We start from the raw sequence: 25,864 nt of genomic DNA, 5'->3' as shown, positions 1-25,864 counted from the left end.
CCCTGCGCCCTGGTTAGACTCGCTGCATGTCTGGCCAGTCGCTGCTCGTACCAGGGGAGCTGTCTCCCCCTCGTTCCGTTCCCGGGTCCATCCGCCGCCCCGAGTACGTCGGAAAGCCCATGCCGGCGCCGTACACCGGACCGGAGGTGCAGGATTCCGACACCATCGAGCGGATGCGCGTCGCGGGCCGCATCGCCGCCCAGGCGATGGAGGAGGCCGCCAAGCACATCGCCCCGGGCGTGACGACCGACGAACTGGACCGGGTCGCGCACGAGTACATGTGCGACCACGGGGCCTACCCGTCGACGCTCGGCTACCGCGGCTTCCCCAAGTCGCTGTGCGCGTCGGTCAACGAGGTCATCTGCCACGGCATCCCGGACTCCACCGTCCTGCGCGACGGCGACATCGTGAACCTGGACGTCACGGCGTACATCGACGGCGTCCACGGCGACAACAACGCCACGTACCTGTGCGGTGACGTCGACGAGGAGTCGCGGCTCCTGGTCGAGCGGACCCGCGAGTCGCTGAACCGCGCCATCAAGGCCGTCAAGCCGGGCCGCCAGATCAACGTCATCGGCCGCGTCATCGAGTCGTACGCCAAGCGCTTCGGCTACGGGGTGGTCAGGGACTTCACCGGGCACGGCATCAACTCGTCCTTCCACTCCGGCCTGATCATCCCGCACTACGACTCGCCCCACGCCACGACGGTCATGCAGCCCGGCATGACCTTCACCATCGAGCCGATGCTGACGCTGGGGACGCACGAGTACGACATGTGGGAGGACGGCTGGACGGTCGTGACGAAGGACCGGAAGCGGACGGCGCAGTTCGAGCACACGCTCGTCGTGACGGAGACCGGGGCCGAGATCCTCACGTTGCCGTGACGCCCAGGGCGGGTAGGCTTCTTTCCGACGGACTGTCGGGAACCCGTTGACTCAGGTAAACCTCAGCAGGAAGATCGACGGTAGTGGCGGCCCCGGCCGCCGCGACCCGTTGACTCGGCCCGGGAGGCCCGCCTTGGATGCCAGCGCCACCACCATCACCCCCTTCTCGACGCTCATCCGCACCGCCTCGCACCAGCAGCACACCGAGGCGGAGAGCTCGCCCTTCATGAGCCACCTGCTCGGTGGCCGGCTCGGCGTGGACGCCTACGCCCGGTACACCGAGCAGCTGTGGTTCGTCTACCGGGCCCTGGAGGAGGCCGCCGGCCCGCTGGCGGACGACCCGGTGGCGGGCCCGTTCATACGGCCCGAGCTGCTGCGCACCGCCGAGCTCGAGCGAGACCTGGCCCATCTGCGCGGCGAGGACTGGCGCGCCGGGGTGAGCGCGCTGCCGGCGACCGCCGCGTACGCCGCCCGCGTCGAGGAGTGCGCCCGCACCTGGCCCGCGGGGTACGTCGCGCACCACTACACCCGCTACCTCGGGGACCTCTCCGGCGGCCAGATCATCCGGGACAAGGCCGAGCGGACGTGGGGCTTCGCGCGCAAGGGCGACGGCGTGCGGTTCTACGTCTTCGAGCAGATCCCCAACCCGGCCGCCTTCAAGCGGACGTACCGCGAGCTGCTGGACCGGGTGAACGCCGACGACCTGGAGAAGCAGCGGATCGTCGACGAGTGCAAGCGGGCGTTCGACTTCAACGGCGCGGTGTTCCGGGAGCTGGACCGCGAGTTCCCGCTGAGCGCCTGAGACCCGGCGCTTCGGCCTCCGGGTCCGCGCCTCAGCGCCCGATCTCCCGTACCCGCCCGCCGAGTTCGATGATGCCGTCCGGGCCGGGGGCCGTCAGCAGCTGCGAGCCCCGGCCCTGGATGATGTTCAGCGCCCGGTTGAGGCGGGCTGTGAGCAGCAGGGCCGCCGCGCCGGTCGCCTCGTCCTCGTCGATCCCCCCGGTGCAAGCACCGGCTCCACCGGAGCGGCCTGCGCCGCGCTCATCGATACGCCCAGGGAAGGCCCGCGCCCTCACCCGGCCGCCCGCCTCGTCCTCCCACGCCCACGCGTAGACCCACTCCCCCGGCGGCGGCACGTCGAGCGCCTCGACCTCGGCGGCCGACGCGTACTGCCGCAGCGTGCGCGGCGGCGCCCACTCCGCGCGGGCGGTGATCCAGGTGAACTCGCCGTCCTGGCGCACCCACACCTCGCCCGCCGGAGGGTTCACCACCTCCAGGTCCAGCAGCCACGCGACACCGACCAGCGGGTGCCCGGCGAAGGGGAGCCGCGTGCCGGGTGTGTAGATGTCGACGTCCCCGCGCTCGGGGTCGTCCACGAACACGGTCTCGCTGAAGCCGAGTTGCTTGGCGAGCGCCTGCCGTGACGCCTCGTCGGGGCGGAGGCGTCCGTCGCGTACGACGCCGAGGAGGTTCCCGTGGCGGCCGTCGGCGGCGCAGAAGACGGCCAGGATGTCCACGACGTCGCGTGCGGAGTTCATCCCGGCATTCAAGCACGCGGCCCGGCACGGCAGGATGGCCGCATGTTCGAGACCTATCTCTCCGGCCTGCGCGGGGGCTTGGCGGCGGCCGCGGTTCTCTGCGTCCTCGTGGCGTACCTGGTGAGGACGGGCCGACGGGACGCGCTCCGGCCGGTGGGGGCGGGCGCCGGCGCGGCGGCGGCCCTGTCGTTCGCGCTCGGCGCGCTCCTCGAGTTCGGCGCGTACGAACTGACGCCGGAGGCGCGGAAGCTGCTGGGCGGCGTGCTCGCGGTGGGCGCGGCGGGCCTGCTGACGTGGCTGGTCGTCGCGGAGCGGCCGGGTGCGGGGCTGGTGGCCGGCACGGCGTTCCTGGCGGTGGGCCGGGAGGGCCTGGAGACCGCGCTGTTCGTCTGGGCGACGGTACGGGCGGCGGCCGACGAGGCGGGCTCGGCGGAGCCGCTGACGTGGGTGCTGGTGGGCCTCGCGACGGCGGCCGCGGTGGGGTGGCTGTTCTTCCGGTGCGCCCTGCGGTGCGGTCCGCTCCTGGTGGTCGTGGCGGCGGGCGTCCTGGCCGGAGGCGTACGCGGCCTCCAGGAGGCGGTGGTTCCGGGCGGCGCGGTGGCGTTCGACGTCTCCGCCGTGGTGCGGCCCGACAGCTGGTACGGGGCGGTGATCAGGGGCGTCTTCACCTTCCCGCCCGATCCGACGGTCCTCCAGGCCGCGGTGTGGGCGCTGTATCCGGTCCCGGCGCTCGCACTCTTGCGGGCCCCGGTAGGGTTCGGACGGTCAGTGGGGGTCGAGGAGCAGAAGGCAACCGATGAGAAGGCTGGGTCGGGGTCGGGCGGCGAGGCTCGCGGCGACGGTGACGGCGACCGTGGTGCTGGCGCTGACCGCGAGCGGGTGCGTGACGGTGCACGGGGAGCTGGAGGTCGTCCCGGCGGCGACGAAGACTGAGGCCGCGCGGGCGCTGAAGGACTTCACGGACGCGTACAACGCGGCCGACAAGGCGTACGACCCGGCGCTGGACGCGGGCCGGGTCACCGGCGCGCTCGGTGCGGTCAACCAGGCGGGGCTGAAGTCGCGCTCCATCACCAGCCCCGGCGGCAACCCCAACCACCAGCCGCTGGTGCTGTCGGACGCCACGTTCACGATCCCGAAGAAGGCGGGCTGGCCGCGCTGGTTCGTCGCGAACGTGGACTCGAACCGGGACACCGACCAGGGCACGGGCGACAGCCGCTGGGTGCTCGTCTTCGTGCGCAACAGCTCCCAGCAGCTGTGGGAGGTCGCCTACCTGTCGATCCTCGCGCCGAACGAGATCCCGGCGTTCAAGACGGACGCCGAGGGGTACGCGGAGCCGGTCGCGCCGGACTCCGCGGCGCTGGCGGTCGCGCCGAAGAACCTGAGCGAGGAGTACACCTCCTACCTCCACTCCGGGAAACCCGCGCACTTCGCGGCGGGCCCGCACACCTCGGTGTGGCGGACCGAGCGCCAGAACCTCGCACGGCGGCCCGGGCTGTCCACGCAGTTCGTCGACCAGCCGCTCGACACGGGCGACTACGCGCCGCTCGGGCTGATGACCGAGGACGGCGGGGCGTTCGTCTTCTTCTCGACGCGCTTCTACGACCGGCAGACGGCGGCGGCGGGCTACCGGCCCAAGGTGAACCCGGACGTGAAGGCGCTGATGACCGGTGAGGTGAAGACCACCCTCACCAAGGAGTGGGTGGCGGGCCTGGTGGCCCGGGTGAAGCCGTCCGGCACCACCTCGGACCAGGTCGCGGTGGTGGGCCGGCTCCAGGGCGTGACGTCGGCGACGGGCTCGTAGCGCCGCGCCGCGGGCTAGCGGCTGAGGGGCCAGGCCACCGAGTGGTGGTCGTGGTCGTCGTCGAGCTGGTCGGCGTGGCGGGCGCAAGCGTCGGTGAGGGCTTCGAGCAGCGTCAGCGGGTCGGGCAGCGGGTGCTCGGGCCCGCGTACCCAGCCGACGCCCAGGTCACCGGGGAGCCGGGCGGGCGGGACGAGGACGTAGGAGCCGCGGCAGTGCCAGCGCAGGCCGGGGTGCTCGTCCATGGTCTCGGGGTGGCAGTCCAGCTCGCACGGCCACCACTCGTCCTCGTCCTCGGGGGTGCCGCGGGTGGCGGTGAAGAACAGCATCCGGCCGTCTCCGGACTCGGCGACCGGCCCCACGTCGACGCCCTCGCCGAGCAGCCGCTCCAACGCGGCGCGACCGGCCTCCAGCGGAACGTCGAGGACGTCGTGGACCATGCCGGTCGCGGTGATGAAGTTGGCCTGCGGCTGGGCCTCGGCCCACCGCTGGATCTGCGCGCTGTCGGTGGTGGACTGCGTCTGCCAGGCGAAGGAGACGGGATGGCGGGCCGGGGTCGGACAGCCGATGCGCTCGCAGGAACAGCGGTAGCCGACGGGATACGCGGCGGGGGCGAGGGGAAGTCCGGCGGACGCGACGGCGAGGAGCAGGTCCTCACGGCTCGGTACGTCGGCGGCGGACTTCCTCGGACGCCGGCGCAGCCAGTGCGCGAGTTTGCTCTCCGTGCCGCGGTAGCGGCCGATACCGTCGCCCATCTATCCCCTCACACCTGGTCATGCAAGCCCTGCGGTCCCTGCCATGGTCCCACCATCCTGCGCCCCGGGTGACCGGAGTCCCCAACCGGGGTGGAGCAGCTGGGCGTGATGGGTGGCTATGCCCGGAATTGGTCAGCCCGTCGGGCGAGGCGCCAGCCCGTACAGGGCGTACTCGACGAGCCGGTCGGCGTACTCGTGGGTGAGCGGGAGGGTGCGCAGCAGCCAGCGGTGGGCGAGCGGGCCGACGAAGAGCTCCAGGGCGATGCGCGGGTCGATGTCCGCCCGGACGTCTCCGGCCTCCTGGGCGGCGCGCAGCCGCTTGACGTACAGCTGGAGCTGCGGTTCCAGGAGCAGTTCGACGAACTGGGCGCCGAGCTCGGGGTTGATCACGCCCTCGGCGGCGAGGGCGCGCGAGGGGACCTCGAAGGTGGGGTCGTTCATCTCGTCGACCGTGGCGCGCAGGACGAACTTGAGGTCGGCCTCCAGGTCCCCGGTGTCGGGGATCTCACTGTCGGCGTCGCCGCCGAGCGCCTCGTTGGCCTGGCGGCCGAGGTCGAGGAAGGCGTCCAGGAGGACGGCCGCCTTGGAGGGCCACCAGCGGTAGATGGTCTGCTTGCCGACACCGGCGCGGGCGGCGATGCCCTCGATGGTGGTCTTGGCGTAGCCGACCTCGCCGACGAGGGCGAGGGCGGCGTCGTAGATGGCGCGGCGGGAGCGTTCGCTGCGGCGCGTGGAGTCGGGTGCCTTGGTGTCTGCCATGCGCCCCAATCTAGCAGTCATGCGAGGCGAGACGTATCGTCTCAATGAGCTTGACAAGACGAGACGTCTCGTTCACTCTGGTGAAGTCGGGAGATGGACGACAGCGGAAGGAGCCCACCATGACGCGTGGCGGAACCGGAAACATGCTCGGTGTCGGCGGCACCCGCAAGAACCTCTCCCGCGCGGCCCTGCGCGGCAGCGGCGGCGGCCGGGCCGGCCGGGGTGCCGATCCGGCCGCGCAGAAGCGGGAGTTGCTGCGCACGTTGCGAGAGGGGCGGGAGGCGCCGGAGGTGAAGCAGGGACGTACGACGCGCGACACTTCGTGAGGCCCGGGTGAACCACCCGCCAACTCACCCGTACGGTCCACTGCGCGAAGGCTCCTCACGGCGCACCATGGCTTGCACGCACACACCGTGCGACACCAGCCGTCCGTGAGGAGCCTTCCTTGCCTCGTGACGCAACACCCCGCCGCTACCTGATGTGCCCACCCGCGCACTTCAGGGTGACCTACTCCATCAACCCGTGGATGGACCCGGCGAAACCGGTCGACCTGCCGCTCGCCCTCACCCAATGGGAAGACCTGCGCGACCGCTACCGCTCCCTCGGCCACACCGTCGAGCTGCTCGACCCCCGCCCCGACCTGCCCGACATGGTGTTCGCCGCCAACGGCGCCACCGTCATCGACGGCCGGGTGCTGCTGGCCCGGTTCGCCCACGCCGAGCGCGTGCCCGAGGCCGCGGTGCACCGCGAGTGGTTCCTGGCGCACGGCTTCACCGACATCCACGAACCCGACCACATCAACGAGGGCGAGGGCGATTTCGCCGTCACCTCCACCTACCTCCTCGCCGGGCGCGGCTTCCGCTCCAGCCCGCTGTCGCACGACGAGGCACAGGAGTTCTTCGGCCGCCCCGTGATCGGCCTGGAGCTGGTGAACCCGCGCTACTACCACCTCGACACGGCGCTGTGCGTCCTGGACGAGGCGCGCGACGAGATCATGTACTACCCCGGCGCCTTCTCCCCCGGCAGCCGCGCGGTGCTCCGGCGGCTCTTCCCCGACGCGCTGATCGCCGAGGAGGAGGACGCGGCGGCCCTCGGGCTGAACGCCGTGAGCGACGGCAGACACGTCCTGCTGCCGCAGACGGCGGTGGGGCTCTTCCGGCCGCTGCGGGAGCGCGGCTTCGAGCCGATCGGGATGGACCTGGGCGAGCTGCTCAAGAGCGGCGGCAGCGTGAAGTGCTGCACGCAGGAGCTGCGAGAGGAGTAGGGCGCGAGCCGGGAACGGACGGACCCGGTCTGGGCGCGGGGACTCCCGCCCGGACCGGGTCCGCACCCGGATCGACCCCGGTCAGTCCTCCAGCGTGAGCTTGAAGAAGGCGTGGTGGCCGTGGAGCGCGACCTCCGCCTTGCCCTCGGCGTCCTCGTACGCGCCGCTGCCGCCGGTGATCACCGAGTCGCCGCCGTGCGGGCCCCGGCCGTAGCGGTCGATCGTGTCCGTGAGCGTGATGCTGCCGTCGTCGGTGCGCAGGACGCGCTGGCACTGCGTCACATAGCCCTTGCGGTCCACCTTGACGGCGGTGCACTGCGCGGTGACGTCGCCAATCTTCTTGCCGGGCTTGCCCTTGTCGTTCTCGTGCAGATGGCCGAAGACGGTCCAGTCGGCGCCCGCGTGCAGCAGCGGGCCGAACGGCTTGGTGTCCGACTGCTTCACCGCCAGCCAGTCGAGCACTTTCGTCTCGTCCTTGGCCGGTACGGGCGCCGACGCCGCCGGGGTGGCCGCGGTGAGACCGAGGGCGGTGGCGGCGAGCGCGGCGGTGGCGAGGGAGCGGAGCATGGGGCCTCCTGAGATGAGGTGGATGAGGGGAGGGGACGGCAGCGACCCCAGCTCAACCCGGCCCCGGCCGCCCGGCAACCGGCGGGGGCACCCCCTCACCCGGGCGGTTGCCGCTTGTCACCTCATCGGAGGGTCGGCTCACTCGTGCGGGGGCGGGGGCCACGCGTCGCCCCACGCCGCGTCCCGCGCCGCCTTGTAGAGCGCGCCGTGCCGCTTGGTGACCGTGTCGCGCCGCAGCCCGTCGTCCTCGGTGCACAGGTCGAGCAGCACCTGCCCCTTGCGGAGCTGCGGCTTGCGGGTGACGCGCGCGGGCGCCGGCGCGACGGGGAAGCGGGTCGCGACGACGTAGCTGAACTTCTCGTCCTCGTACGCCAACGACCCGCCCTTCACCTGGCGGTGCAGCGACGAGCGGCTGACGCGCGCCGCGAAGTGGCACCAGTCGGTACCCGGCTCGATCGGGCAAGCGGCGCTGTGCGGGCAGGGCGCGGCGATGCGCAGCCCGGCGGCGATCAGCCGGTCGCGTGCCGCGATGATCCGCGCGTAGCCGTCGGGGGTGCCGGGCTCGACGATCACGACGGCCTGGGCGGCGCGGGCCGCCTCCGTGACGACGGCCGCGCGGTCGGCTTCGGTGAGCTCCTTGAGGACGTACGAGACCGTGACGAGGTCGCTGCTCTCCACGCGGAGCGCCGCGCTGATCCGGGCGCGCCGCCACGCCGCGCCCGCCAGGCCCGGCACCCCGGAGGCGGCCGCCAGCTCGCGCCCCAGCGCCAGCGCCGGCTCGGCCCAGTCCAGCACCTCGGTGCGCGCCGCCGAGTCCCACGCCTCCGCGACGGCCCAGCTCGCCGCGCCCGTCCCGCCGCCGATGTCGGTGTGCGTGCCCGGCACCCACTCCGGCGCCGCGCCGCGCAGCGCGTCCAGCGCGGACCGCACCGCCTCGAAGGTCGCGGGCATGCGGTACGCGGCGTACGCGACGACGTCGGACCGGTCGCGCAGCACGGGCGCGTCGGTCGGGGTCGTCCCCCGGTAGCTGGCGATGAGCCGCTCGACGGCCTGCGCGGCCTTCGTCGGCGGCAGCCCGTCGAGCAGCCCGGCCAGCGCGTCGCGCAGAGCGCCCGAGACGGAGTCGGAGGGGGACAGGGAGACGTTCACCGACCCATCGTAGGCGGCCCCCGGAGGTGCCCGGCGTTGCTAGGCTGGCCGCCCTGATCCGGTGGGCGGGCGGGGGAGTGTCCGCAAAGTAGCGTCGTCCGCCCGAAGGGCGGGCCTGGCGGCGTCTGGTGCGTGCGATCGCAAGGCGGAGGAAGGAGCCACTGCGGAGCATTGGCGACTGACGACAACGCGGCGAGCGGGCGTGCCAGGCGCCGCCAGGCAGACGGGGCTTGGCGGACACGACCCAGCGGGGGGACCATGAGACAGAGGATCGTGCGCCTGGCCCTGGTGGCCGGTGTGACCGTCCTGGCCCTGTTACTCCTCCTCGCCACCTGCGGTGGCGGCGCCGACGACCCGAAGGGCGCCCCGAAGCCGACGCGGACCGCCGCCGGCAGCGCCGCCCCGGCCACCCGGCTCACCGCCCCCGCCGCGTACGACACCCGCCGCGGCTGGGAGCTCCCCGACGTCTCCGCCGGCTACGTCGTGGACTCCGCCACCGGCCTGGTCGCCTACCTGGAAGCGGTGGGCGAGGCGCAGTACCGCGTGCGCACCGTCGACGCCACGACCGGCAAGCCGCGCTGGACGGGCCGCCCGTGGCACCCGCTGGGCGGCCCCGGCGACGTACCGCGTCTCCTCGCCCTGGCCAAGGACGGCCGGAGTTACGTCGTGACCTGGTCGTACGGCTCGCTCCGCGGCGATCCGCTGGCACCGGCGAGCAGCTTCGTCTCACTCGACGTGTACGACGCCGCCGACGGCGCCCGGCAGCGGGTGGAGGTCCCGTGGCCGGACGCACCGATAGTGACCGCCACCGGGCCGGGTGTCGTCATCAGCGACGGCAAGGCGCGAAGCGCGGTCGTCGCGCCCGACACCGGCGAGGTCACCACCGTCGCGCCGGAGGCGCTCGGCCCCCCGAAGGGCTGCCCGGAGTGCCGCACGCTCACCGAGGTGCGCGGGATGACCCCCAAGGGCCTGCTGGTCAGCGGCGCCCGGAGCTTCTGGGTGCGCGGCGGCTGGGCGAGCCGCGGCCGCGCCCCCTCGGGCGCCGATGTGGCGAGCGGGGTGCCGACCTCGCTGACCCCGGGGCACGTCCTGGCCCGCTGGCAGCACAAGAAGGGCGCCCGGCGGGCGGCCACGCACGACATCTGGGCCGTGCACGACGTGACCACCGGCGTGCCGCTGGTGCAGACCGAGTGCCGCAAGCCCGCGATCGAACCGGGCGAGCACCCCAGGGCCGTGACCTCGCCCGGCGGGCGGTACCTGATCGCCGGAAGCCTCGCCTTCGACCTGGACGCCCGCACGGGCCGCTGCTTCGAGAACCCCGACGGCACCAGCCCGCTCACCCTCACCACGGCCACCGACGACGGCGTGGTCTACGGCGCGAGCAGCGCCCGCAGCCCGTCCGACGCCCTCGCGGGCCGCGGCACCCCGGTCCGGATCGACCTGGCCACCGGGGTGCCGGAGGCACTCGCGCCGAGCGTACGGCTGCCGGAGGCGGAGGTGGCGGGCGTGGGGCTGTTCCGCTGGACGGACCCGGCGGACCGGGTGCACCTCATCGCGTACGTCAGGCGCGGTTGACGCTCCACGGTCGGCAGAGCCCCAGGAAGCAGCCCATCGCGCCGACCGCGCACACCAGTTGGACCACGGCCATCGGAACGGCCGTCCGCTCCCCCGCGATGCCCACCAGCGGCGAGGCGACCGCGCCGATCAGGAACGACGACGTACCGAGCAGCGCGGAGGCGGAGCCCGCGGCGTGCGGGGTGCGCATCAGCGCCTGGGAGTTGGTGTTGGGCATCGCCAGGCCCATCGCCGACATCAGGACGAACAGCCCGGCGGCCACCGGCACCAGGCCGACGGGCCCGAAGACCCCGCTGGTCATGAGGAGCAGCGCCACGGCGGCCAGCACGATCACCGCCAGGCCGAAGCCCAGCACCTTGTCCATGCTGACCCGGCCCACCAGCAGTTTGCCGTTGATCTGCCCGACCGCGACGAGGCCGACGGAGTTCAGCCCGAAGAGCAGGCTGAAGGTCTGCGGGGAGGCGCCGTACAGGTCCTGTACGACGAAGGGCGAGGCCGCGATGTACGCGAACAGCGCGGCGAAGGAGAGCGATCCGGCCAGCATGTAGCCGGTGAAGACCCGGTCGGCGAGCAGCCCGCGCATGGTGCGCAGCGCCTGGCCGACCCCGCCGCCGTGCCGCCGCTCGGGGGGCAGCGTCTCGCCGAGCCACTTCCACACCACGAGCGTGAGCAGCACGCCGACGACGGTCAGGACGTGGAACACGCCGCGCCAGTCGGTGAGCCGGAGCACCTGTCCGCCGATCAGCGGGGCGACGATCGGCGCGGCCCCGGAGATCAGCATGAGCGTGGAGAAGAACCGGGCCATCTCGACCCCGTCGTACAGGTCCCGCACCACCGCCCGGGCGATCACGATGCCGGCGGCGCCCGCGAGTCCCTGGAGCAGCCGGAAGGCGATGAGCAGCTCGATGCCGGGCGCGAAGGCGCAGACGGCGGTGGCGGCGACGTACACGATCATGCCGATGAGCAGCGGGCGGCGGCGGCCCCACTTGTCGCTCATGGGTCCGGCGACGAGCTGGCCGAGCGCGAGGCCGGCGAGGCAGCCGGTGAGGGTGAGCTGCACGGTGGCGGCGGGCGCGCCCAGGGCCTTGGTGACCTCCGGCAGGGCGGGGAGGTACATGTCCATGGAGAGCGGCGGGAGGGCGGTGAGCCCGCCGAGGACGAGGGTGACGAGGAGGCTCGCCCGGCGCGCGGTGGCGGTGGCGGCGACTTTCGTGGGTGGAGCTGTCTCGGGCGCGCTGTCGGTGCGTATGTGACGGGGGCCGCTCTCCGGCATCTCGTCTCCTCTCCTGGGGCTCGGCGCCCTATGCTCGCAGCTCGACCGGAATAGTTGAAAACTCAAGGGTGAAATCCGAGGGGGCATGGGGATGGGCGGGACCGTGCGGTGGGGCGTGCTCGCGACGGGCGGGATCGCCGCGTCGTTCACCACCGATCTGCTGCAGCTGCCGGACGCGGAGGTGGTGGCGGTGGCGTCGCGTTCCGCCGCGTCCGCCACGGCGTTCGCCGAGCGGTTCGGCATTCCGCGGGCGTACGGGGACTGGGCGTCCCTCGCCGCGGACGAGGACGTCGACGTGGTGTACGTGGCGACGCCGCACGCGGCGCACCGCGCGGCCGCCGGGCTGTGCCTGGAGGCGGGGCGGGCGGTGCTGTGCGAGAAGCCGTTCACGCTCAACGCGCGCGAGGCGGCGGAGCTCGTGGGGATCGCCCGGCGGCGCGGGGTCTTCCTGATGGAGGCCATGTGGATGTACTGCGGCCCGGTCGTCCGGCGCATGGTGGAGCTGGTCCGGGACGGCGCGATCGGCGAGATCCGCTCCGTGCACGCGGACTTCGGGCTGGTGGGCCCGGCCGACCCCGGCCACCGGCTGCGGGACCCGGCCGCGGGCGGCGGCGCGCTGCTGGACCTCGGCGTCTACCCGGTGTCGTTCGCGCAGCTGCTGCTCGGCGAGCCCGACCGCGTACAGGCCGACGCCCTGCTCTCGCCGGAGGGCGTCGACCTGAACACGGGGATGCTGCTCGGCTGGGACTCCGGCGCCACGGCGATGCTGTCCTGCTCGATCGTGTCCGATACGCCGCTGACGGCGTCGGTGTCGGGCACGGCGGGCCGGATCGAGTTCCCGCGCGGCTTCTTCTATCCCGAGGGTTTCGTCCTGCACCGGGACGGGCGGGAGCCGGAGGAGTTCACGGTGCCGGGGCGTCGCGACACCTTCCAGCACGAGGCGGCGGAGGTGATGCGGTGCCTGCGGGCGGGCGAGACGGAGTCGCCGCTGGTGCCGCTGGACGGGACGCTGGCGGTGATGCGGACGCTCGACGCGGTACGGGACCGGATCGGCGTCCGCTACCCGGCGGAGGCGCTCACGCGGGCGTGAGGCCCGGGTTCCCCGCCTCCGTCACGAACGACGCGGCGGTGGTGACGGGGGCGCCCGGGGTCGTGACCGCGGCGACGGTACGGAAGTCGGCGCGGGCGCGCTCGGGTGTCAGCGTGACCCTGAGGTAGCCGCGGCGGCCGTTGTAGAACCGCAGGTGGGGATTGGCGCGGGTGAGGTTGTCCCAGTTGGCGGGCTTGTCGGCGCCGTCCCGGCCGCTGCTGACGGAGGTGGCGACGAGCTCGGTGCCGACGGTGCGGGAGGCGGGGTCGTCGAAGTCGGCCTTGAGGTCGAAGGCGTACCCGACGTGCACGTCGCCCGTCAGCACGACGAGGTTCTCCACCCCGGCGGCCCGGGCCCCGTCCAGGATCCGCTTGCGGGAGGCGGGGTAGCCGTCCCAGGCGTCCATGGACAGCTTGAAGTCGGGCCCGGGGACGTTGCGCCGCTGGGCGAAGGTGACCTGTTGCGGCACGACGTTCCACACGGCGTCCGAGGACTTCCACCCGTCCAGCAGCCACCGCTCCTGTTCGGCGCCGGTCATCGTCCGCGCCGGGTCCTCCGACTCCGGGCCCGGGGTCTGCCAGCCGTCGCCGTAGGCCTGGTCGGAGCGGTACTGGCGGGTGTCGACGACGTCGAACTGCGCGAGGTCGCCGAAGCGCAGCCGCCGGTACAGCCGCATGTCGGCGCCGGCGGGCCGCTGCGGGGCCCGCAGCGGCTGGTTCTCCCAGTACGCGCGGTAGGCGGCGGCCCGGCGCACCAGGAACTCCTCCGGCGGTACGCCGTTCTCCGGGGTGCCGCCCGCGTAGTTGTTCTCGGTCTCGTGGTCGTCCCAGGTGACGACGAAGGGGTGCGCGGCGTGCGCGGCCTTCAGGTCCGGGTCCGTCTTGTAGAGGGCGTACCGCAGCCGGTAGTCCTCCAGCGTGACCGTCTCCCGGTTGAAGTGGGCGGGCAGCTGCCGGTCGGTGTAGCGGCGGTGGCCGCCCGCCGCGTCGACGGCGTACTCGTACAGGTAGTCCCCGAGGTGGAAGACGGCGTGGACGTCCTCCTCGGCGAGGTGCCGGTACGCCGTGAAGTAGCCGTCGTGGTACGCCTGGCAGGACGCGGCCGCCAGCCGCAGCTCCCCGACGCGGGCGGCGGCGTGCGGCGCGGTCCTGGTGCGCCCGGCGGGGCTCAGCCAGCCGCCCGCGCGGAAGCGGTAGTAGTACGCGCGCCCGGGGGCCAGGCCGCTCACCTCCGCGTGCACGGTGTGGTCGAACTCCGGGTGCGCGGTGGCGTGGCCGCGTCTGGCGATCCGGGTGAACGCCTCGTCGTGCGCGAGCTCCCAGCGCACCTGGACGCGCGCTCGCGGCAGGCCGCCGCCGGGCTCGTACGGGCGGGGCGCGAGGCGCGTCCACAGCAGGACCGAGCCGGGGAGGGGGTCGCCGGAGGCGACGCCCAGGGTGAAGGGGTCCTCGGTGATCTTCCGGGCGTCGAGCTCGGCGGCGCTCGCCGCGCCCGCGGCCGGCAGGTTCACGGCGAAGGCGAGGGCGGCGGCGGCGCCGGTCGTGGTGAGGAAGCGGCGGCGGTCGAAATGGCGGGCGGCGGCGCGCAGTTCGGCTGTCATGGGCTCATTGGACGGGGCCTGGTTGTCGCGTCCACAACATCCACATGTCGGCCATATGAGTTCCAGGTGCCGGACCCTCCCGTACGCTGCGGCCCCATGAACGCTGTACGGAGGATCGCGGTGGTGACGGGCGCGGGCTCGGGCATCGGCCGGAGCGTGGCGCTGGCACTGGCGGAGGACGGCTGGTCGCTGGCGCTGGCGGGCCGGCGGGCCGAGCCCCTGGAGGAGACGGCGGCGCTCGCGGCGGCACGCGGGGGCGCGGGCGCGGAGGCGCTGTGCGTCCCGACGGACGTCACGTCCCCCGACGCGGTGGCGGCCCTCTTCGCCGCCGTACGGGACCGGTTCGGCCGCGTCGACCTGCTCTTCAACAACGCGGGCAGCTTCGCGGGCGGCGGCACGCCGGTCGAGGATCTGGCCTACGACACCTGGCGGTCGGTCGTCGACACCAACCTGACGGGCGCGTTCCTGTGCGCGCAGGCGGCGTACCGCCAGATGAAGGAGCAGGCGCCGCAGGGCGGCCGGATCATCAACAACGGCTCCATCTCGGCGCACGTGCCGCGCCCGCACTCGATCGCGTACACGGCGACCAAGCACGCCATGACGGGCCTGACCAAGTCGCTCTCGCTGGACGGCCGCCCGTACCGCATCGCCTGCGGCCAGATCGACATCGGCAACGCGGCGACGGAGATGACCGAGCGCATGCAGTCGGGCATCCTCCAGGCGAACGGCACCCTCGCCCCCGAGCCCGTGATGGACGCGGCAGACGTGGCGCGGACGGTGGCGCACATGGCGGCGCTGCCGCTGGAGGCGAACGTCCAGTTCGCGACGGTCATGGCGACGGCCATGCCGTACATCGGGCGCGGCTGAGCGCCCTGGAACAAGAGTCCGCCCCGGGTGCGTTGGGACGGACATGACGATCACTTCGCGCTCCGCCGAGGTCCTGCGCTACACGGCGTTCTCCGCCGACCCCGAGGGGGGCAACCCGGCCGGGGTCGTCCTCGACGCCGCCGGGCTCGGTGACGCGGACATGCTGGCGATCGCCGCCGAGCTCGGGTACAGCGAGACCGCGTTCCTGACGCCGCCGCCGGAGGAGCTGGACGGAACCGGCGCGGGGCGGGCGTTCACCATCCGCTACTTCAGCCCCAAGGCGGAGGTGCCGTTCTGCGGGCACGCCACCGTCGCGACGGCCGTCGCGCTCGGCGAGCGCCTCGGGCCGGGCGACCTGGCGTTCGCCACGCCCGTCGGGACCGTGCCGGTGACGGTGGCCGAGGACGGCGGCGCACTGCGGGCCACGCTCACCAGCGTGGAGCCGCGCGTCGAGGACGTCCCGGCGGCCGACGTCCAAGAGGCCTTGGACGCGCTGGGCTGGTCGCCCGCCGAACTGGACGCGGCCCTGCCTCCCCGGATCGCCTTCGCGGGCGCCCGCCACCTGGTGCTGGCCGCCGCGACCCGGGCACGCCTCGCGGACCTGGCGTACGACTTCGACCGCCTCGCGACGCTGATGCGCCGCCTGGACCTGACGACGGTCCAACTGGTGTGGCGCGCCGCGCCGACGGTGTTCCACGTCCGCGACCCGTTCCCGGTGGGCGGCGTCGTCGAGGACCCGGCGACGGGCGCGGCGGCCGCGGCCTTCGGCGCGTACGCCCGCGACCTGGGCCTGGTCCCCGAGGCGGCGGTCCTCACCCTCCACCAGGGCGAGGACATGGGCCGCCCGGGCGTCCTGACGGTGGAACTCCGCGCGGGCGAGGGGCGCGTCCGCGTGAGCGGCGCGGGGGCGCGGATCGCGGGTTAGCGGATCGCGCGGTGCCGGATCGCGGGCTAGCGAGGCACCTCGGGGATCTCCCACCCTCCGATGAGGAGCACGACGAAGAACAGCGGCAGCACCTGGAACAGCGCGGCGACACGGCCCTTCCCCAGCCACTGCAGCACCCCCAGCCCGACGATCAGCCCCGCGCAGACGAGCAGGTCCTCCACCGGCGGCTCGACCTCCTCACCGGCCGCCGCCCACTCCCCCATGCCGACGTCGAGGAGCGCGTACCCGCAGATCAGCAGGTTGAAGGGAAGCGCGGCCAGGAAGAGCCCGAAGTTGCGCAGCCCGGGCCGGGGCGGGGACGGCTGCAGGTGCGGAGGGAGAGGGGGCGGGGACGAAGGTGCTTCGCTCATGCCCCCACCGTGCCGCCGGGGCGCGCGCGGGGGATGAGTACGCGTACCCAGGCGGGGCTGAGTACGGCAGTACGCCGGGGCAGCCGGTCAGGGGCAAGCCCACCCGCTGAGGATCCTGCCGGCTTCCTCGCCGATCGAGGCGTCGGCATCCGACACCAACGCGGAGCACAGCTCCTTGAGCCGTGCGAGGCCCTCGTCGGACTGGCAGCAGACGTTGGTGAGGGCGGCGTCCAGGTGATCGCCGGTGTCGTCGTCCGCGCGCGCGAGCGCGGCCAGGACCATCCGCACGCCGAGGACGTCCCCCCGCTCGAGCAGGGCTTCCGCCGTCTCTTGAGTGACCGCGGTGTCCTGCCCGTCCAGCAGCAGTCGATGCAGCACCGCAGCCACCTCGGCATCCTCTGCCGCGCCCGCCAGTCGCCGGCCGGCTTCCGCCCGAACGGACCAGGATGCCGAGCGGGCGTCCCGAAGGGCCGAGCTCAACGCGTCGTTGGGATCAGAGAGGGTCATGGCGCCTTGGCCTCCGAGAGTTCGTGGCCGGAGCAGCCTTAGGGGCAGACGAGTCGGGCTGTACGCCGGGTTCTGTGCCCCCGGGACCTCGCGGTCGTCGGGGCGACGGCCATCCATCTAGGACCGGCGTTGCCGCCGGTCTCGTGCGGTCTACCCGCGGACTCGGGCGGGCAGCCCTCGAACGTCCGCGCAGAGACACCGGGGTATCTCCTTTTGACCTTGCTCCAGGTGGGGTTTACCTAGCCGCCTGGGTCACCCCAGGCGCTGGTGGTCTCTTACACCACCGTTTCACCCTTACCGAGGACCGAGGTCCCCGGCGGTCTGTTTTCTGTGGCACTGTCCCGCGGGTCACCCCGGGTGGCCGTTAGCCACCACCCTGCCCTGTGGAGCCCGGACGTTCCTCGGGAGGATCCGAGGATCCCCACGCGGCCGTCCGCCCGGCTCGTCTGCCGTGTCGACCATGGTACCCGGCTGCCGCGACGGCAGGACCGGACGCCTTGACCTTGCCGCAGCGTCAACGTTTCTACTGGTCCCATGCGGATCGGAGAGATCGCCGCCCTCGTCGGGACCACCACGCGTGCGGTGCGGCACTACCACCACCTCGGCCTGTTGCCCGAGCCCGCCCGGCGGGCCAACGGGTACCGGGACTACACCCTGCGTGACGCCGTGCTGCTCGCTCGGGTCAGGCGGCTGACCGAGCTCGGGCTCGGGCTGGAGGAGGTGCGGGACGTGCTCGCCGACGACGCGGGGCGCGAGCTCGTCGACGTACTGGAGGAGCTGGACGCCGATCTGGCGCGGCAGCAGGCGGAGATCGGGGCGCGGCGGGAGCGGCTGCGGGTGTTGCTGGGGCAGGCGCGGGTGGGGCGGCTGCCGGCCGAGGGTCCGGTGTCGCCGGGGCTCGCGGAGCTGTTCGGGGACATGGCCCGGGCGTCGGCCGCGCGGCCCGGGCCCGAGCCGGCGATGGCCGCGCGGGACCGGGAGGTGCTGGCGCTGCTGGAGACCGTGGTGCCGGAGGAGGAGGGGGAGCGGCTGATGGAGGCCATGCGGGCGATGACGCTGGCGCCGGGGGCGATGGACCGGGCGTACGCGGTGTACGAACGGCTCGACGCGCTCGCGGACGCGGCGCCCGACGACGTACGGGTGGAGGAGGCCGCGCAGGCGCTGGCGGGGCTGCTGCCGGACGGCATGGTGCCGCGAGCGGAGGAGACCGAGGACCGGGCGCTCATGGAGGTGTTCTTCGCGGACTTCGCACCCGCGCAGGCCGAGGCCGTCCGGCGGGCGCTGCGGATCGTAACGGAGCGGGACCGATGAGGTGGGTGAGGCACCTCGTCGCGCATGAGGCGCGGCTCATGGCGAGCCTGGTGCGGTGGGTGGCGCGGCGGCCGCACGGGGTCGGCGGGGCGGATGTGGTCGGCGTCTTCGGGCACGCGCGCGACCAGGCGGCGTACATGTACGGCTTCGCCTTCGTGTGCGTCGTCGAGACGATCGGCATGTCCTGTCTGCTGGCGCCCTGGCCGGTGGCGCACCAGGTGGTCCTCGTCCTGCACGTGTACACCGTCCTCTTCGTGCTGGGGCTGCACGCCGCGTCGGTGACCCGGCCGCATGTGCTGAGCCGGGACGCGCTGCGGGTGCGGCAGGCGGGGCACGTCGATGTGGTGATACCGCTGGAGCGGATCGCGTCCGTACGGCATGAGCTGCGCTTCTCGCACCCGGCGGAGAAGGGGGCGCTCCAGTTGGCGGTCGCCTCGCAGACGTCCGTCGCGATCGAGCTGACCGAGCCCGTCACCGCCGTACGGCTGCTGGGCGGGCGGTACCCGGTGCGTACGGTGCGCTGTCACGCGGACGACGCGCGGGCGCTGGTGGACGCGGTCAGGCGGGCGCGAACAGCGCTTTCGCCCGCCCCGGGTCCGCCTGCGTGAGCCGTACGCGCAGCCGCTCGCCCAGCGGGAGGGGGCGCGTGCCGCCTTCGACGCGGGCGACGACCGCCGGGTCCTCCAGGTGGACCGTGCCGATGGCCGGGTCGCGGTCGTGGACGTCGATGACGTACGCGTCGAAGACCTCGCCGACGTGGTCCTGGAGCAGGGCCGCCTCGACGAGGTCGACGCACTCGCGCTCGACGGTGCCCGCGCGGCGCGTGCCCGCGGCCATCTCGTCGGGGAGCGCGGGCAGGGCGGCGCGTACCCACTCGGGGGGCTCACGGCCCGCGGCGGCCGCGAGGCAGAGTTCGCCGGCGTAGCGGTCGACGAGCCGGCGCAGCGGCGCGGTGCAGTGCGTGTACGCGTCGGCGACGGCGGCGTGGACGGCCGGGTCGGGCAGTTTCCCGCCGTCGAAGACGGTGTAGCCGGCGCCGCGCAGCAGCGCGGTGCAGTCCTGGAGGAAGGCGGCGTGGCGGGTGTCGCGCGGGTCGAGCGCGCGGATGAGGGCGGCGTACGAGACGTGGTGCGGCCAGTCGATGCCCAGCGCCTTCGCCGAGTGCCGCAGCCGGGCGACGGCGCCGGAGGGTGCGGTGGGCAGGGTGCGCAGGATGCCGGCGCCGGCGGCGGTCATGAGGTCGGCGGCGGCCATGCCGGTGAGGAGGGAGATCTGGGCGTTCCAGCCGTCGGCGGGGCGCGGGGCGCGGTACTCCAGCGTGTAGGTCCGGTCGTGATCGCTCGCGGTGATCTCCTGCTCGGGGACGTTGAGGGAGATCCCGCCGCGCTCCGCCTCCAGGCGTTCGCGCAGGATTCCGATGTCGCGCAGGAGGGCGACGGGCTCCTCTGCGGTGCCGGTGTCGATCTGTTCCTGGACCTCGGCGTAGTGGAGGCGGGCGCGGCTGCGGACGAGGGCGCGTTCGACGTCGGTGGCGACGCGGCGGCCGTACGCGTCGAGGTCGATGCGCCAGAGGAGGGCGGGGGCCGGGCGGCCGGGGAGGAGGCTGGCGGCGCCCTCGGAGAGGACGGGCGGGTGGAGGGGGACGCGGGCGTCCGGGAAGTACAGGGTCAGGACGCGGCGGTGGGCCTCGGCGTCGAGCGCGCCGCCGGGGGTGACGAAGGCGGCGACGTCGGCGATGGCGTAGTGGACGCGCTAGCCGCCGTCGGGGCGATGGGCGAGGTGCAGGGCCTGGTCGAGGTCGGTGGAGCCGGGCGGGTCGACCGTGAAGAACGGGATGTCGGTCGCGTCCCGGGCGGGGAGGCGCGGCGCCTTGGCGGCGGCCTCCGCCTCGGCGAGGACGGCGGCCGGGAAGGCGCCGGGGACGTCGAGCCGGGCGCGCAGCGCCCCCAGCGCGGCCCGGAGGGGAGCCTCGGCGGCGCCGGTGACGCGGATCTGGCGGCGGGGCATGGACCGAGCGTAGGCCGCGGGGCGGGTGGCGGCACGTCGGTGGCTCCGTGTGCTGGTTGCGTACGCTGGCGCGGGGGCCGCACCCCCTTTTCGTACGTGACGAAGGAGAACGACCGTGCTCGTGCTGTTGCCGCCCTCCGAGGGCAAGGCCGCTTCGGGGAGCGGCGCGCCGCTGGAGCCGGGCGCGCTGTCGCTGCCGGGGCTCGCCGGGGCGCGGGCCGCCGTGCTCGACGAGCTGGTGGAGCTGTGCGCCGGCGACGAGGACAAGGCCCGCGAGGTGCTCGGACTGAGCGAGGGGCTGCGCGGCGAGGTCGCCAAGAACGCCGGGCTGCGGACGGCGGGGGCGCGGCCGGCCGGGGAGATCTACACGGGCGTGCTGTACGACGCGCTGGGGCTGGCCACGCTGGACGCGGCGGCGCGCGAGCGGGCGCGGGCGTGGCTGCTGGTGTTCTCGGGGCTGTGGGGCGCGGTGCGCGTGGACGACCGGATCCCGTCGTACCGCTGCTCGATGGGCGTGAAGCTGCCGGGGCTCGGGGCGCTGGGCGCGCACTGGCGTACGCCGATGGCGGCGGTGATGCCCGAGGCCGCCGGGGACGGGCTGGTCCTGGACCTGCGGTCGGCGGCGTACGCGGCGGCGTGGAAGCCGAAGGGCGAGGTCGCGGGGCGGACGGCGACGGTGCGGGTGCTGCACGCGCCGACGCGCAAGGTGGTGAGCCACTTCAACAAGGCGACGAAGGGCCGGATCGTACGGAGCCTCCTGGAGAACGGGACCGCACCCGGCTCACCGGCCGAGCTGGTGGAGGCGCTGCGGGACCTGGGGTACGTGGTGGAGGCGGAGGCGCCGGCGAAGGCGGGGAAGGCGTGGCAGCTGGACGTGCTGGTGGACGAGATCCACTGAGCGTGCCGTAGCGGTGTTGCACTCTGTGCAACGGCCGTTGCGCGCTGCGTCGGACCCCTGGAGGATGCCGGGATGACCCCCGTGTCTTCCGTGCTGGACCTGGCCGCCGCCCCGGTCGTACCCGTCGTCGTCCTCGACGACGCGGCCGACGCCGTACCGCTGGCACGTGCGCTGGTCGCGGGAGGCCTGGCGGCGATCGAGGTGACGCTGCGTACGCCGGCGGCGCTCGACGCCATCCGGGCCATCGCCGACGGCGTACCGGGCGCGGTGGTGGGCGCGGGCACGGTGCTGTCGGCGCGCGGCGTGGCGGACGCGGTGGCGGCGGGCGCCCGCTTCCTGGTGAGCCCGGGCTGGACGGACGGCCTGCTGGGCGCGATGGAGGCGTCCGGCGTGCCGTACCTGCCGGGGGTGTCGACGGCGTCGGAGGTCGTCGCGCTGCTGGAGCGCGGGGTCAGCGCCATGAAGTTCTTCCCCGCGGAGGCGGCGGGCGGCACGGCGTACCTGCGGTCGCTGGCCGGCCCCTTGCCGGGTGCGCGCTTCTGCCCGACGGGCGGCATCTCGGCCGCCTCGGCACCCGCCTACCTCGCCCTGCCGAACGTCGCCTGCGTCGGCGGCAGCTGGATGCTCCCGCCCGAGGCCCTCGCGGCGCGGGACTGGTCGCGGGTGGAGTCGCTGGCAGGCGAGGCGTCGTCGCTGGGGGGCGTGTCCCAGGTCTAGGGCCTGTCTTCCGGATCAGGCGCTAGGACTTGGCCATGCCGGCGACGAACTCGTCCCAGGTGGCGACCGTCTTCGCCGAGGGTGCGGTGACCGGGGGGACGGCGCCGAAGTCGGAGTACTCCTCGGTGAGCCGCTGTTGCCCCTTGGGGGTCGTACCGGATTCCTGGGCCTTGAGGACCAGGTCGTCCTTGCCGACCCACATGTCGATGACGACCGACTTCAGGCCTTGCTTCTTGGCGAGTTGGACGTAGGAGTCGCGGACGTCCTTCTTCATGGCGGGGCCCTCGTACGAGGCGAGCCGGTCGAGCTCGACCGTGCCGCGGTAGTGGTCGGCGGGGCGGCCGGCCACCTTCTCCTCGGCGACCCACGCGGTGGAGTCGGTCGCGGCGAGCGCGCCCGCGAACTCGGTGATGTAGCCCGCCGCACGGGAGTTCCCCGCGTCGCCGCCGTCGGCACCGCCGAGGTCCATGGTGTACCAGCTCTTGCCGGGGATCGCGTCCGTCTTCACGTAGATGCGGCCGGCCGCGAAGATCATGTGTTGCGACGCCGTGGCCGACTTCGTCTTCATGACCGTGGCCGAGGGCTTCCGCTGGAAGAGCATCTCGGACCGGCTGCCCGGGTCGTCGGGGCCATGGCCCGTCTGGATCGTCTTGTACGACGGCTGGGCGTCCATCTTCTCGACCGCGGCCGTCAGCACGGCACGCGGATCGGTCCGCCTGCTGTCGTCATCACTCCGGCTCGCGCCATCGGCGCGGTCGGAACCCCCCTTGCCCTGACCGGCGTCGCCACCGCACCCCGTCAGCACCATCGTGAGCGCCGCCCCCGCGGCTGCCAGCACGATGCCCCTCCCCCTTGCCTGCACAGGCCACGTTCCTTCTCGCTTGTCCGGCTTTCTTCGCGATCTTAGCCGTTTGCGCAGGTCGGATCATGTGCAGGGAATATCGGGCGGGGTGCAGCGGAGGCAGGGCGGGGTGGAGCGGGTCCCGGAATCGGGGGCTCCACTCCGGGCCCCCGGTTTCGGGGCGGTCAGCGCAGGTGCGACGTGTCGTTCAGCAAGCGCACCGAGGCGTTGCCGTCCTTGTAGTACGCCACCGCCGAGAGCGACGCCGCCGAGAGTTCCATGCGGAACAGGGACTCCGGCGGGGCGCCCAGGGCCAGGCGGATGAGGGTCTTGATCGGGGTGACGTGCGTGACCAGCAGGACCGTGCGGCCCGCGTGGCGGGCGGTCAGCTCGTCGCGGGTCGCCGCGACCCGGCGTGCGGTCGCCGCGAAGGACTCGCCGCCCGTGGGGGCCGACTTGGCGGAGGACAGCCAGGCGTTCAGGTCGTCGGGGTACCGCTCGCGGACCTCTGCGAAGGTCAGGCCCTCCCAGGCGCCGAAGTCCGTCTCGCGCAGGCCGTCCTCGATGCGGACGTCCAGGCCCAGCCGCGCCGCGACCGCCTCGGCCGTCTGGCGGCAGCGCCTCAGCGGGGAGGAGACGATGTCCTGGATCGTGCCGCGGGCCGCCAGCGCGGAGGCGACCGCTTCGGCCTGGCGCAGGCCCACGGCCGACAGCTCGGGGTCGCTGCCGCCGCTGCCCGAGAAGCGCTTCTCGGGGGTGAGCGCCGTCTCGCCGTGGCGCAGGAGCACGAAGGTGGCCGGTGTGCCGAGGTCTGCCGCCGGCCCCCAGCCGACCGGCGGCGTGGAGCGCGCCGCGACCTCCGCGGCGGCCGCCGACGCCACGGCGGAAACGCCCGCCGAAGCACCCGCCGAAGCACCCGTCGAGGCACCCGCCGAAGCACCCGCTGAAACGCCTGCCAGCGCGGCCCGCGCCTTCGCCGCGCCCGCCGCCGCGTCGCCGACCACGCGGGCCGCGCCCGCGTCGAGGGCGGCGACCGACGCCGACGGCTGCCACTGCTTGCCGCGCTTGCCCGCGTCCATCGCCTCGTTCGCGAGCCGGTCCGCGTGCTTGTTCTTCTCACGCGGGATCCACTCGTACGTCACCTGCGACGCGGGGAAGACACGGGCGGCCTCCGCCGCGAGCGGCTTCATGTCCGGGTGCTTGATCTTCCAGCGGCCGGACATCTGCTCCACGACGAGCTTGGAGTCCATCCGTACGCGGACCTTGGCGTCGGGCGCCAGCTCCCGCGCCGCCTTGAGCCCGGCCACCAGGCCGCGGTACTCGGCGACGTTGTTCGTGGCGACGCCGATGTACTCGGCGGCCTCGGCCAGGGGCTCCCCCGAGACCGGGTCCAGGACGACCGCCCCGTACCCGGCCGGGCCCGGGTTGCCCCGGGAGCCGCCGTCCGCCTCGACGATCAGCTCGCGCAGCTCGGCGGCGGGCATCAGACGCCGGACTCCGCCGTGCGGACCAGGATGCGGCGGCAGTTCTCGCACCGCAGGACGGTGTCCGGGGCGGCCGCCCGCACCTCGTTCACCTCGGTGATGTTGAGCTCGATGTGGCAGCCCTCGCAGCGGCGCTGGTACAGGCGGGCCGCGCCGACGCCGCCCTGCTGCTCGCGGATCTTCTGGTACAGCTTCATCAGGTCGGCGGGCACGGACGCGGCCACGACCTCCCGCTCCTTGGCGACGGACGTGGCCTCGCCCTCCAGCTCCTGCAGCGCCGCGTCGCGCCGCGCGGTCGCGTCGTCGACCTTGCCCTGGACGGAGCCGACCCGCTCGGTGAGCTCGGCGACCCGCTCCTGGGCGGACTCGCGGCGCTCCATGACCTCGAGGACGACGTCCTCCAGGTCGGCCTGGCGCTTGGCGAGGGAGACGATCTCCTTCTGGAGGTTCTCCAGGTCCTTGGGGGAGGTGACGGCCCCGGAGTCCAGCCGCTGCTGGTCCCGGACGGCGCGCTGGCGCACCTGGTCGACGTCCTGCTCCGCCTTGGTCTGCTCGCGGGCGCAGTCGCTCTCCTCCGTCTGCGCGGCGACGAGCAGGTCACGCAGCTGCGTGAGGTCCTTGGTCAGCGATTCGATCTCGGCGTGCTCGGGCAGCGACTCGCGCTTGTGGGCGAGCTGCGACAGGCGGGTGTCGAGGGCCTGGACGTCGAGGAGGCGAATCTGGTCGGCGGGCGCGGCGTTCAGTTGGGGGCTCCAGAGGAAGAGTGGTGGGACCAGGGGTCGGTGACCGTCTTCGAGACGTGGACCCGCAGGTCCCAGCCGTGGCGGTCGGAAATCTCGTCGAGCTGGGCTGCGGCCAGCTCGCACCAGGGCCACTCGGTGGCCCAGTGGGCGGCGTCGACCAGCCCGAGCGGCGTGTGCTGCGTGGCCTCGGAGGCCGGGTGGTGGCGCAGGTCGGCGGTGAGGAACGCGTCGACCCCGGCGGCGCGTACGGCGTCGAAGAGGCTGTCGCCGGAGCCGCCGCTGACCGCGACGGTACGGACCGGGGCGTCGAGGTCGCCCGCGACGCGGATGCCCTGCGCGGTGGCGGGGAGCCGCTTGGCGGCGCGGGCCGCGAAGTCGCGCAGGGTCTCCGGCGGGTCGACCTCGCAGATCCGGCCGAGGCCGGTCTCCGGGACGAGCGGCCCGGTGACGCGCAGGTCGAGCGCGCCGGCGAGGGCGTCGGAGACGCCGGGCTCGGCGGTGTCGGCGTTGGTGTGCGCGACGTGCAGCGCGACGTCGTTCTTGATCAGCGTGTGGACGACGCGGCCCTTGAAGTGACCGGCCGCGACCGTCGTCGTACCGCGCAGGTAGAGGGGGTGGTGCGTGATGATCAGGTCCGCGCCGAGGGCGATCGCCTCGTCGACGATCGACTGGACGGGGTCGACGGCGATCAGGACGCGCGTGACCTCGGCGTCGGGGTCGCCGCAGACCGTGCCGACGGCGTCCCACTGCTCGGCCCGCTCGGGGGGCCAGAGGGCGTCGAGCTCGGCGATGACTTCAGACAGGCGGGGCACGTAGGAAAGGCTACCTGCCCCACGCGCCCCGCCGCCCTGGCCTGTGGACAACCCCGATCGCGGGCGGGACGGCGCGGCTTCGGGGCCTTCACACCCACGCGACGCGCGGCACGCCCTGCTCCCCCAGCA

At 73.8% G+C, this 25,864-nt stretch carries 26 protein-coding genes, 1 other RNA gene and 2 pseudogenes; 14 read left to right on the top strand and 15 right to left on the bottom strand.

The genetic code is table 11. The annotated features are described in order from the left end of the window. The first annotated feature begins 26 nt into the window (after window positions 1-26). Both map and ACIRNI_RS10095 read left to right on the top strand, forming a co-directional pair. Entirely contained in the window at window positions 27-884 is an 858-nt protein-coding gene (map, locus tag ACIRNI_RS10100; protein WP_403550059.1) for a type I methionyl aminopeptidase, read from the top strand. A gap of 133 nt (window positions 885-1,017) precedes the next feature. Beyond that, complete coding sequence (locus tag ACIRNI_RS10095; RefSeq protein ID WP_403550058.1) at window positions 1,018-1,686, top strand: heme oxygenase (biliverdin-producing); 669 nt, start codon at window positions 1,018-1,020, stop codon at window positions 1,684-1,686. A gap of 31 nt (window positions 1,687-1,717) precedes the next feature. On the opposite strand, the gene ACIRNI_RS10090 is transcribed toward ACIRNI_RS10095, so the two are convergent. Continuing rightward, window positions 1,718-2,422, bottom strand: a complete 705-nt coding sequence (locus ACIRNI_RS10090) for a PhzF family phenazine biosynthesis protein (RefSeq protein WP_403550057.1) — start codon at window positions 2,420-2,422, stop codon at window positions 1,718-1,720. A gap of 42 nt (window positions 2,423-2,464) precedes the next feature. On the opposite strand from ACIRNI_RS10090, the gene ACIRNI_RS10085 reads away from it, so the two are divergent. Together ACIRNI_RS10085 and ACIRNI_RS10080 are read left to right on the top strand one after the other, a co-directional pair. After that, the gene (locus ACIRNI_RS10085; RefSeq protein WP_403550055.1) at window positions 2,465-3,355 is read left to right on the top strand and encodes an FTR1 family protein; all 891 of its coding nucleotides are present in this window, start codon (window positions 2,465-2,467) and stop codon (window positions 3,353-3,355) included. After that, a complete protein-coding gene (locus ACIRNI_RS10080) occupies window positions 3,264-4,223 on the top strand; it encodes a hypothetical protein (protein ID WP_403550825.1) in 960 nt (319 codons plus the stop codon). The genes ACIRNI_RS10085 and ACIRNI_RS10080 overlap by 92 nt, the downstream gene beginning before the upstream one ends. A gap of 14 nt (window positions 4,224-4,237) precedes the next feature. Here ACIRNI_RS10080 and ACIRNI_RS10075 read toward each other — a convergent pair whose 3' ends face one another. Next, complete coding sequence (locus ACIRNI_RS10075; RefSeq protein ID WP_403550053.1) at window positions 4,238-4,975, bottom strand: bifunctional DNA primase/polymerase; 738 nt, start codon at window positions 4,973-4,975, stop codon at window positions 4,238-4,240. Between the two features lie 132 nt (window positions 4,976-5,107). After that, a complete protein-coding gene (locus ACIRNI_RS10070) occupies window positions 5,108-5,734 on the bottom strand; it encodes a TetR/AcrR family transcriptional regulator (RefSeq protein ID WP_403550051.1) in 627 nt (208 codons plus the stop codon). A gap of 119 nt (window positions 5,735-5,853) precedes the next feature. Between ACIRNI_RS10070 and ACIRNI_RS10065 the strand changes: the two genes are divergently transcribed. Both ACIRNI_RS10065 and ddaH read left to right on the top strand, forming a co-directional pair. After that, on the top strand, window positions 5,854-6,060 hold the full coding sequence (locus ACIRNI_RS10065; protein ID WP_403550049.1) for a DUF6243 family protein: 207 nt from the start codon (window positions 5,854-5,856) through the stop codon (window positions 6,058-6,060). Window positions 6,061-6,149: 89 nt separating this feature from the next. Continuing rightward, a pseudogene (gene ddaH / locus ACIRNI_RS10060) lies at window positions 6,150-6,998 on the top strand (dimethylargininase); the annotation flags it as partial. An 81-nt stretch (window positions 6,999-7,079) separates the two neighbouring features. Here ddaH and ACIRNI_RS10055 read toward each other — a convergent pair. Continuing rightward, window positions 7,080-7,565, bottom strand: a complete 486-nt coding sequence (locus ACIRNI_RS10055) for a hypothetical protein (protein WP_403550047.1) — start codon at window positions 7,563-7,565, stop codon at window positions 7,080-7,082. A 138-nt stretch (window positions 7,566-7,703) separates the two neighbouring features. Then, window positions 7,704-8,714 carry a small ribosomal subunit Rsm22 family protein gene (locus ACIRNI_RS10050; protein ID WP_403550045.1) on the bottom strand — a complete coding sequence of 337 codons (1,011 nt, stop codon included), beginning with the start codon at window positions 8,712-8,714 and terminating at the stop codon, window positions 7,704-7,706. A gap of 258 nt (window positions 8,715-8,972) precedes the next feature. Here ACIRNI_RS10050 and ACIRNI_RS10045 point away from each other — a divergent pair, with 258 nt between their 5' ends. Then, a complete protein-coding gene (locus ACIRNI_RS10045) occupies window positions 8,973-10,289 on the top strand; it encodes a hypothetical protein (protein WP_403550044.1) in 1,317 nt (438 codons plus the stop codon). Here ACIRNI_RS10045 and ACIRNI_RS10040 read toward each other — a convergent pair. Beyond that, window positions 10,276-11,562, bottom strand: a complete 1,287-nt coding sequence (locus tag ACIRNI_RS10040; RefSeq protein ID WP_403550042.1) for a Bcr/CflA family multidrug efflux MFS transporter — start codon at window positions 11,560-11,562, stop codon at window positions 10,276-10,278. The genes ACIRNI_RS10045 and ACIRNI_RS10040 overlap by 14 nt on opposite strands. Window positions 11,563-11,653: 91 nt before the next feature. Between ACIRNI_RS10040 and ACIRNI_RS10035 the strand changes: the two genes are divergently transcribed. Further along, window positions 11,654-12,652 carry a Gfo/Idh/MocA family protein gene (locus ACIRNI_RS10035; protein ID WP_403550041.1) on the top strand — a complete coding sequence of 333 codons (999 nt, stop codon included), beginning with the start codon at window positions 11,654-11,656 and terminating at the stop codon, window positions 12,650-12,652. On the opposite strand, the gene ACIRNI_RS10030 is transcribed toward ACIRNI_RS10035, so the two are convergent. Next, the gene (locus tag ACIRNI_RS10030; RefSeq protein ID WP_403550039.1) at window positions 12,639-14,252 is read right to left on the bottom strand and encodes an alkaline phosphatase D family protein; all 1,614 of its coding nucleotides are present in this window, start codon (window positions 14,250-14,252) and stop codon (window positions 12,639-12,641) included. The genes ACIRNI_RS10035 and ACIRNI_RS10030 overlap by 14 nt on opposite strands. Before the next feature lie 96 nt (window positions 14,253-14,348). On the opposite strand from ACIRNI_RS10030, the gene ACIRNI_RS10025 reads away from it, so the two are divergent. Continuing rightward, on the top strand, window positions 14,349-15,119 hold the full coding sequence (locus ACIRNI_RS10025) for an SDR family oxidoreductase (RefSeq protein WP_403550038.1): 771 nt from the start codon (window positions 14,349-14,351) through the stop codon (window positions 15,117-15,119). A 43-nt stretch (window positions 15,120-15,162) separates the two neighbouring features. Next, window positions 15,163-16,044, top strand: coding sequence for a PhzF family phenazine biosynthesis protein (locus ACIRNI_RS10020; protein ID WP_403550036.1), 882 nt, complete (start codon window positions 15,163-15,165; stop codon window positions 16,042-16,044). A 26-nt stretch (window positions 16,045-16,070) separates the two neighbouring features. On the opposite strand, the gene ACIRNI_RS10015 is transcribed toward ACIRNI_RS10020, so the two are convergent. The 3 genes from ACIRNI_RS10015 to rnpB form a co-directional block, all read right to left on the bottom strand. Beyond that, window positions 16,071-16,415 carry a hypothetical protein gene (locus ACIRNI_RS10015; protein ID WP_403550034.1) on the bottom strand — a complete coding sequence of 115 codons (345 nt, stop codon included), beginning with the start codon at window positions 16,413-16,415 and terminating at the stop codon, window positions 16,071-16,073. An 87-nt stretch (window positions 16,416-16,502) separates the two neighbouring features. Next, the gene (locus tag ACIRNI_RS10010; protein WP_403550032.1) at window positions 16,503-16,922 is read right to left on the bottom strand and encodes a hypothetical protein; all 420 of its coding nucleotides are present in this window, start codon (window positions 16,920-16,922) and stop codon (window positions 16,503-16,505) included. A gap of 45 nt (window positions 16,923-16,967) precedes the next feature. After that, an RNA gene (gene rnpB / locus ACIRNI_RS10005) (RNase P RNA component class A) lies at window positions 16,968-17,367 on the bottom strand. A gap of 89 nt (window positions 17,368-17,456) precedes the next feature. On the opposite strand from rnpB, the gene ACIRNI_RS10000 reads away from it, so the two are divergent. Further along, window positions 17,457-18,233, top strand: a complete 777-nt coding sequence (locus ACIRNI_RS10000) for a MerR family transcriptional regulator (protein WP_403550031.1) — start codon at window positions 17,457-17,459, stop codon at window positions 18,231-18,233. Further along, window positions 18,230-18,841 carry a hypothetical protein gene (locus ACIRNI_RS09995; protein WP_403550029.1) on the top strand — a complete coding sequence of 204 codons (612 nt, stop codon included), beginning with the start codon at window positions 18,230-18,232 and terminating at the stop codon, window positions 18,839-18,841. Before ACIRNI_RS10000 ends, ACIRNI_RS09995 begins: the two co-directional genes overlap by 4 nt. Here ACIRNI_RS09995 and ACIRNI_RS09990 read toward each other — a convergent pair. Continuing rightward, a pseudogene (locus ACIRNI_RS09990) lies at window positions 18,792-20,240 on the bottom strand (RNB domain-containing ribonuclease). The gene ACIRNI_RS09995 and the pseudogene ACIRNI_RS09990 sit on opposite strands and share 50 nt — an antisense overlap. 115 nt (window positions 20,241-20,355) lie before the next feature. Between ACIRNI_RS09990 and yaaA the strand changes: the two are divergent. Then, window positions 20,356-21,138: a peroxide stress protein YaaA gene (gene yaaA, locus ACIRNI_RS09985; RefSeq protein WP_403550027.1), complete on the top strand. Its 783-nt coding sequence runs from the start codon at window positions 20,356-20,358 to the stop codon at window positions 21,136-21,138. 72 nt (window positions 21,139-21,210) lie between these two features. Further along, window positions 21,211-21,855: a bifunctional 4-hydroxy-2-oxoglutarate aldolase/2-dehydro-3-deoxy-phosphogluconate aldolase gene (gene eda / locus ACIRNI_RS09980; RefSeq protein ID WP_403550025.1), complete on the top strand. Its 645-nt coding sequence runs from the start codon at window positions 21,211-21,213 to the stop codon at window positions 21,853-21,855. Window positions 21,856-21,877: 22 nt separating this feature from the next. Here the strand turns inward: eda and ACIRNI_RS09975 are convergent, their stop codons facing one another. From ACIRNI_RS09975 to ACIRNI_RS09960, 4 genes are all read right to left on the bottom strand, one after another. Continuing rightward, window positions 21,878-22,693 carry a hypothetical protein gene (locus ACIRNI_RS09975; protein WP_403550024.1) on the bottom strand — a complete coding sequence of 272 codons (816 nt, stop codon included), beginning with the start codon at window positions 22,691-22,693 and terminating at the stop codon, window positions 21,878-21,880. Between the two features lie 188 nt (window positions 22,694-22,881). Then, window positions 22,882-24,180: a bifunctional RNase H/acid phosphatase gene (locus ACIRNI_RS09970; RefSeq protein ID WP_403550022.1), complete on the bottom strand. Its 1,299-nt coding sequence runs from the start codon at window positions 24,178-24,180 to the stop codon at window positions 22,882-22,884. After that, window positions 24,180-24,923 (bottom strand): zinc ribbon domain-containing protein, encoded by a 744-nt coding sequence (locus tag ACIRNI_RS09965; RefSeq protein ID WP_403550823.1) that lies wholly within the window; start codon window positions 24,921-24,923, stop codon window positions 24,180-24,182. Before ACIRNI_RS09965 ends, ACIRNI_RS09970 begins: the two co-directional genes overlap by 1 nt. Further along, window positions 24,920-25,735: a Nif3-like dinuclear metal center hexameric protein gene (locus tag ACIRNI_RS09960; protein ID WP_403550020.1), complete on the bottom strand. Its 816-nt coding sequence runs from the start codon at window positions 25,733-25,735 to the stop codon at window positions 24,920-24,922. The genes ACIRNI_RS09965 and ACIRNI_RS09960 overlap by 4 nt, the downstream gene beginning before the upstream one ends. Between the last annotated feature and the right edge of the window lie 129 nt (window positions 25,736-25,864).

The organism is Streptomyces sp. NPDC093546, from assembly GCF_044765045.1.
GTDB lineage: Bacteria > Actinomycetota > Actinomycetes > Streptomycetales > Streptomycetaceae > Streptomyces.
The sequence above is the reverse complement of the archived record's forward strand: the minus strand, read 5'-3'. Positions and strand labels throughout refer to the sequence as shown.